Origin of the sequence: Henriciella sp. (assembly GCF_049649345.1) — a bacterium.
Taxonomy (GTDB): Bacteria; Pseudomonadota; Alphaproteobacteria; order Caulobacterales; family Hyphomonadaceae; genus Henriciella.
This window is the reverse complement of sequence record NZ_JBARZC010000628.1, coordinates 1-5,787: the sequence shown is the minus strand read 5'-3', so window position 1 is coordinate 5,787 and position 5,787 is coordinate 1. Positions and strand designations below refer to the sequence as shown.

Here is a 5,787-nt window from a genome sequence, read left to right as displayed (position 1 = left end):
TCTCCAGCGTGGGCGCTGTCATGGTGACGTTGGAGGCGATAATGATATTGGTCGAGATGGCCTCGTCCAGCATGGCCGCGATAAAGCCGCCCTGGATTGCGCCGGTCGGGTTGGCGAAACTCTCATCGGCGACGAAATCGACGATGATGCGCATCTCGTCCTGATGAACTTCAGCCAGATGCATGCCGAGTGTGTCGGAACAGGCCGGACGTTTTTTGGAGGTCTGGAAACGCGCCAGCATGTCGGCGTCGCTTAGACGTGGCTTTTCGGAAGGACTGTCGGCCAAGAGCCTACTTTCGGCGGAAGGTTTCGAGGTTCACCACAGTGCCATTGCCGTCTGCGCCAGACGCGCGCTTGGACTCGCCGGCCATTGGCCCGCCCGTCTCGGACGCGGTTGGTGCCACAACATCCTGACCGGTAAAGCTCTCATTCTTCTCGAAGGACAGGCCGAAATTGACGGCAGGATCGACAAAGCGTGTCATCGCCGCAAACGGGATGGACAGGTGCTGCGGCACGCCATTGAATTTCAGGATGACTTCGAAGTGACCTTCATGAACTTCCAGATCCCAGAACTGGTGCTGGATAACGATGGTCATTTCGTCGGGAAACCGCTCGACAAGATGCTCAGCCATTTTCACGCCGGGCGCCTTGGTGCGGAATGTAATGTAGAAGTGGTGTTCGCCGGGCGCTGCGCCATTTCTGGCTGTTTCACGAAGCGCCTCCCGGACAACGCCTTTCATGGCGGCCTGCGTGAGAGCTTCGTAACCAATATAATCCGTCATCCGGTCCATCCCTGTCTTGTAACAGTGTTTTAAGGCGGAATTTAGCGCATTCAACTGGCTTCATTCAGAAAGCGAGAGGATCTTAGCACGTTCGCGCGCAGGCGTTGATAGGCCAGCCGGCAGAAATTGATAAACGGCCCGTGCTGTAACGCTCGCTGGGCAGGGGCCGTCTGGTAATGGTTAGCGATCAGCCGCTGGGTTCGCCGTCTGAGGCAGCTGTCTCATCCTTGGCCCGCGTATTTGTGACTGCCGTGATGACGCCGATGCCCAAAAGCACGACAGCCCCGATGGCGACCCACTGACCGGGGACACCAAGCGCGATAGCGGCCCATACGAGTCCGCCCATCAGAAGCAGGAAGCCGACAAGATACAGGACAAAGGATGACATAATTACTCCAATCGATTTTGGAGAAAACGCGACCGGCCCCTTCCAGTTCCTTTCGAGAGCGGCTCTTAGTCGCGCGGCTGCGATGCGGTCATCACGCGCTGGGCACTTGCTTCGCAGCGTTCCGGTAAGTCGTCTGTCTCACAGAAATCGGGCCAATGATCGGTTTCCAGCCAATAGGCTACGAGCTTCATCTTATGGGCAAATTCCCAAAACCGTGGGTCTGCACGCAATTCAGCCAATTCAGGATAATAAAGAAGCTGCCATCCCCAATTGGCGTCTTGAAGGGACGTGTTCAGCAGGTCGAAGGCCCGGTCAATGTCGCCGAGTTGAGCGTACATGCTGACGAGGATCGTGTCCGGAATCATGCTGCAAGGCGCAACAAGCGCTGCGGCGTCCTGCTGATCTGACAGCTTGAGTTCGAGAAATGTCCGATAACAGTTGGCATCGGCGTCCCGTTCGCCGAGAGGCCCGATGTCGAACAGACCAGATGCAGCCTCTTCAGCTTCGGCATAGAAAAGGTTTCTAAAGAACCGCCGCTGCTGCATCAGTCCATCTGCCGGGTCGATTGCACTCACTCGCTCGAACATCGCATCTGCGAGGCCATACTCGCCCATGACGGCATGCAGCCATCCAAGCTCCGTAATGGCCTCGAATCGGGAAGGATGGCGCTGCATTTCTGCTTCAAGAACGATGCTGGCATCGTGAACGTGGCCGAGAAGGCGGTTCATCTGCATGTGCCAGTCGCCGAGCTCGGTCGCCTGTTTCGGGTCATCAACCAGCGTCTCGAGCCGGCGCATGGTTGCCGCATAATCTCGCCTGCCCAGAAAGTCATACGCCATGCGGGCCCGGTTGGCATAGAAGCTGTCGGGGTGCATTTCGAGGATGCTGTCAATTTCGTCCATGGCCGAAACGATTTCAGATCGGTCGAGATTGGTCGGGTTTACCTGGTACCCTCGCGGGGCGACGAAGACATCGGCCCATACTTTGAAGGCTCTGGCCCGGTGATCATCCGGGTTGCGCTCCTCAATCAGACGGGCGACCCGTCCTGAATTATCATGCGTAGAGAAAGGATGGTTTGCGCAAAGACTGAGAAGCGCTCCGATAATGTCTGTCGTGTCGGGCGGCAGCAACGCAGCGCGCGTCTGCGCGCAGACAAGCGTCCTCGCCAAGTGACTTTCAGCTTGATTAGCAAGCATGGTTGCAGAGATGCCGTCTCCGCCATGCGTGGCCGACCAGAGCAGCGATCCACTTTGCCAATCGACGACCCGTATCGTTATGGTTAGTTCGTCTTCCCCGCCACCGACGGAAGCTTCGGCGATGATCGGCAGATCCTGCGCGCCCGTCCTCGGTAGGCGACCCGACGGAATTGAGTTTCGGGCAAGTTCGTCAGCCAGGCCCGTGCGGAGGATTTCAGCCGCTTCAGACACCGCTGACGCATCGCCAATCTCAGTGACATCCCCGATGTAGATTGGTCCGGATGCGAGGTATTCTGTCGCGAGAACCGAGGGGGCTTCGTTTGTGTCTCTGGCGAGCGCAAAGAATAGCCCGGCAGCGACCAGCACGGCGCACATCAAGCCAGCAGCGACAAGCGCCATGCGGCGGCGTGGCGGCGCTGCAGGGGTCTTCTTCTTCTGTTGTTCGGCGGATGGAATGGCAGGCGCGGTGGATGAAACAGGAAGTATTAGCCTGTAGCCGTGCTTGGGGACGGTCTCAATTGCTGAGGGGATATTGTGCTTGTCGCGGAACAGTTTGCGCAGGTGAGAGACCGCACGAGTGAGGCTTTCATCTGCCCCGAAATTGCGTTCCCATACCGACTGGATCAAGTCTTCACGAAGGACGGTCTCCCCCGCATGGGCGGCAAGGACGACCAGAACCTGCATGACCTTCGGTTCGATGCTGATTTCACCGCCCGGTCCATCAACGATCAACTGATCGGGCCTGATCATGCAGGATCCCACCCAGAACGCCGCGCGCCGCTCACTTGTTTCTGCGTCGCTCGCCATCGTTACGTCTGTCTCCAATACGTCGCCATATTAGCACGTCGGCCGCGGCGATTGGAGCGCCATGCAACCAAAACTTGCGCCAGCGCCCAAAGTGCCTGGCTGAATGATGGATATCGAAGAGAAGAAGGTGGAGGCTTCTGTTGCCAGGCGCCTCCGGGCCCCGCCTGAGGCGCTGAAGCCCCAGGAGTTAAGTTCGGTTTACCTACCGACCGCTTACGCGGCCATCAGTTCACCTTCAGCAAAGTTGTCATTAGCAACTATTGTTGAGTTGAGCTTCTAACGGAGCTCATCCGGGCGAAGGCATCGTCTTTACACGTCCGTCGATCCTATTTCGCCCCCAAAGGCCCCGCTGAAGGAGGGGTATTGGTGGAGGCGCCGGGTACCGCCCCCGGGTCCGAACCGCTTATTGCACGCGCGTTTATCGCCATAGTTCCCGAAGGAACACTGGGGAATATAGGGCAGATGACGGCCTGGCGAAAGGGGCGCGGCTGTATTGCCGCCAGATATGAAAAGGCCAGCCTCCTGTGACGAGAGGCTGGCCAATGAAGTTGCTGGACTGGATCCTAGCTCTTGATACGCAGATCCGAGATAGCGGCTGCGATCGCCTGATAGCTGTCGAGTAGCTCCTGGCCATTTGAGGCACGGAACGCAAACTCCTCGCCGCTCGCGCAATAGTCGAGCACAGCAACACCTTCGGCGGGTGCATCGAACGCGACTGTGTAGATGATCACGCCAGCATCCTTGATCTCGTCGCAGACTGCTTTGGCCTGCGCCGTCGAGCCGCCCTGGCTGCTGTAGAACTGGCTGTTGAACTCGCCGTCGGTCATGACGATCATCGCCTTGGTCGAATCTGGTTCGTCATAGGCAAGCGGTTCGGCAGTCCCGTCGAAAACGGCTTTCCACTTCGGCGAGATCAGATACCAGCCCCAGGCGATGCCCTGGTGACCTGCTGTACCCCTATTGGCGTAGAGATCGTCGATATATTTCTCGATCTGGGTTGCATTGTCGTTCAGCTCGAATGGCTGCACGTCCAGACACTCAGTGCCGGTTGTGTGCCACCTGTCATAATAGTCGTCCCAATAGGCGTAGCCAGCCGCCATGAACCCTTCAGTATTTGAACCTGAATCGCCGCCGTTCACGGTCCTTTCCTGGAGTGTATTGACCAGGTCGCCCGTCATGTACTGTTCCGGCTGATCATCGGTGAATTTCGAGTCTCCATCGCGTTCCCAGACGCAGGTGGAACTCATGGATTTGGTAACGATCTCGGTCTTGTCGACCCAGCGCGAATTGGTGCGGGTTCTGGTGACTTCCTCCCAGTCGCCGCAGACATAGTCCCAGTCCCTGCAGCGGCCGCTTCTGCCTGAATATCTCTTGCACTCCCACTGGCAGTCCTGCTCCCATGTAGTGTACTCTTCCTCGTATTCTTCCTCTTCGCGATAGTTGTTCACCGCCGAATAGGTCCGGTTTTTCTTCAGGCCGGTCACTTCTTCAAAATATTCGCCTGCATCGATCATGCTGTTATAGGAGACCATTGCGATACGCACGTCCCCCTCGCCTGAGGCACCCGGCTCCGGCAGCAGCGTGTCGGCGGCTGCCTGCGCAGCATTCTGCAAGTCGTCGAGGGGGCCGCCCCTCATCGATCCTGAAATGTCGAAAACAAAGGCGACATCCAGCTTGCCAATCCCGTAAGTGGCGGTCGACAGGACGCCGAACTCAATCGTTTCCCTGCCAAAAATACGGGTCAGCGTCGTCGGCTGATAGCAACGGGTGGACGTTTCGATTTCTTCTTCGCCGACGATCTTCACGTCCAGCGTGTCACAGACCAGATTGTTGCCTGCGTCTGCGGTGATTGCATCGAAGTAGGCGCGCGTATGCTTGCGAACCTTTGATACGCTTTTCGTCGTCTGAAGCATGCGGGCGCCCGCAAGCGTTGCAGAATCGACGGCGTGCTGAATTTTGCCTTTCTGTGAAAAGGCGAGCTGCGTATCCATCGCAAAGCCCGCAACGCCGATAATCGGAATGATTGCGAGCGCGAAGATCATCGCGACATTGCCGCGCCGGTCGCGCAACAGATTTCTTGGTTTATCCACACCCAACATTCAATTTCTCCAGCTTTTTTTGATGTTTTAAGGCTTGGTGCTGAACAGCGCGCTTAAACGGGAGATGAGATTTCGGGGTAGGGCGCAGGGCTTTGTTAACCTGCTCGATCCCGGCAGGCACGACAGAGCGGTGCCCCCTCGTTCACTCCACCACGATGATGTCGCTGACATTGCCAAAACTCCGCGCGCCGAGATGATCGCAATTGGACCGCACGCCGGAATTTCCCGAGAACGTAATCGTATCGGCGATGAGCTGCGTACACTCGGAATTGAGCGCAGCCCCGCCGACAAATGTCAGATCATTGTTCGGAAAATAGATGGCGCCCTCGAATTTGGAGCTGATATTGCCGTTGATCTTGACGTCGATCGTCGAGGCCATGTCATCCCGGTCGCCATAGATGAGCACCCCGGCATAGTCTCCATGGTCCTTGGCCGACAATGAGACCGTGCCGCCATTGGCATTATCGAAGTCCGCATTGTCCGTGAAAATGAGCGTAACGTCCTCGCCGTAGAGA

At 57.3% G+C, this 5,787-nt stretch carries 5 protein-coding genes, 1 other RNA gene and 1 pseudogene; all 7 read right to left on the bottom strand.

Going from position 1 to position 5,787, the window contains the following annotated elements; all coding sequences use genetic code 11:
- The coding region (locus WA989_RS17400; protein WP_424341742.1) for a PaaI family thioesterase at positions 1–241 on the bottom strand (241 nt) is incomplete at its 3' end.
- A gap of 49 nt (positions 242–290) precedes the next feature.
- On the bottom strand, positions 291–782 hold the full coding sequence (locus WA989_RS17395) for an SspB family protein (RefSeq protein WP_424341741.1): 492 nt from the start codon (positions 780–782) through the stop codon (positions 291–293).
- A gap of 187 nt (positions 783–969) precedes the next feature.
- The gene (locus WA989_RS17390; RefSeq protein WP_424341740.1) at positions 970–1,170 is read right to left on the bottom strand and encodes a hypothetical protein; all 201 of its coding nucleotides are present in this window, start codon (positions 1,168–1,170) and stop codon (positions 970–972) included.
- Between the two features lie 65 nt (positions 1,171–1,235).
- Positions 1,236–3,173, bottom strand: a complete 1,938-nt coding sequence (locus WA989_RS17385) for a winged helix-turn-helix domain-containing protein (RefSeq protein ID WP_424341739.1) — start codon at positions 3,171–3,173, stop codon at positions 1,236–1,238.
- 126 nt (positions 3,174–3,299) lie between these two features.
- Positions 3,300–3,656, bottom strand: a transfer-messenger RNA (tmRNA) gene (gene ssrA, locus WA989_RS17380).
- Between the two features lie 80 nt (positions 3,657–3,736).
- Positions 3,737–5,272: a pilus assembly protein TadG-related protein gene (locus WA989_RS17375; RefSeq protein WP_424341738.1), complete on the bottom strand. Its 1,536-nt coding sequence runs from the start codon at positions 5,270–5,272 to the stop codon at positions 3,737–3,739.
- Between the two features lie 142 nt (positions 5,273–5,414).
- Positions 5,415–5,787, bottom strand: a pseudogene (locus tag WA989_RS17370) (hypothetical protein); the annotation flags it as partial.